The sequence below is a fragment of the Variovorax cryoconiti genome, from assembly GCF_051216395.1.
In the GTDB taxonomy this organism is placed as follows: Bacteria; Pseudomonadota; Gammaproteobacteria; order Burkholderiales; family Burkholderiaceae_C; genus Variovorax.
The window spans coordinates 1-1,069 of record NZ_JBPJZI010000069.1 but is presented as its reverse complement, the minus strand read 5'-3'; the positions used below and the strand labels follow the sequence as shown (position 1 = coordinate 1,069).

General features: G+C 67.4%; 2 protein-coding genes. Both read left to right on the top strand.

Annotation, left to right across the window (positions count from 1 at the left end; genetic code table 11):
* Window positions 1-476 (top strand): helix-turn-helix domain-containing protein (locus ACSFA2_RS25800; protein WP_435458168.1); only part of this gene is annotated, 476 nt, incomplete at its 5' end.
* Between the two features lie 81 nt (window positions 477-557).
* The coding region (locus ACSFA2_RS25795; RefSeq protein WP_435458167.1) for a tryptophan 2,3-dioxygenase family protein at window positions 558-1,069 on the top strand (512 nt) is incomplete at its 3' end.

The window sequence follows — 1,069 nt, the reverse complement described above, 5'->3', positions numbered from 1 at the left end:
CCGTGGCCCAGCGCCCGGGCTGGCAACTGTCGGCGGCGCGCATGGCCGACCTGCTGCTGGTGCACATCCTGTGCGAGCACCTCTATGCCCAGCCGCAGGCGCAGAGCCAGGGCGAGCAGCTCGGCAGGCTGCGCGGGCTGGACGACGAGAGCATCGCCCGCGCGATGTCGCTGATGCACGAGCGGCCCGAGCATCCGTGGTCGGTCGCCACGCTGGCGCAAGCCAGCTACCTGTCGCGCACCATCTTCAGCGAGCGCTTTCGCGCGCTGGTGGGCGTCACGCCCATGCACTACCTGGGCTCGTACCGCATGCCGCTGGCAGCCGAGAAGCTCAAGAACCGGCAGCTGAGCCTGCACCAGGTGGCCGAGGCGGTCGGCTATGCGTCGGAGAAGGCGTTCTCGCGCGCCTTCCAGCGCTGGACGGGCATGACGCCGAGCGCGTATGCCCGCCAGCAGGGCGGGCCCGAATCCGACTGAATCCACCGTCCCGGACGGTCGGTGCCCAAATCCGGTGTGCCGGAGGTTGAGGCGGCTGCGCGCGGGCCGAACAATCGGCGCATGGCCACCCCACGCAAAAGAGTCATTCCCGAAGTGCGCAACCCCGCGCTCGAACTGTCGCTGGTCAAACCCATCGTCATCGGCGACAACCAGCAGCGCGCGGCCACCGTGCGCAACACCGACGGCGAGCCGCTGGTGGCCTTCGAGGGCAGCAGCAACCCCTACCTGGAGCACCAGCGCAACGACTTGCTGCTGAGCCTGCAGCACATGCGCAGCGAAGGCCACGACGAGATGGTCTTCATGTGCATCACGCACTGCAAGGAACTGACCTTCAAGGCGATGCACTACGAGCTGGCCAACATGCAGTCGCGCATCCGGGCCGACGACGTGGCCGGCGCGCTGCAACTGGTGCCGCGCGTGCGTGCGTTGCTCGAATTCCTCGGCAAGACCTGGGACGTGCTCTCGACCATCACGCCGCACGAGTTCAACCAGTTCCGCAACACGCTGGGCATTGCCTCGGGGCAGCAGTCGTACATGTACCGGCACGTGGAGTTCATCCTCGGCAACAAGTC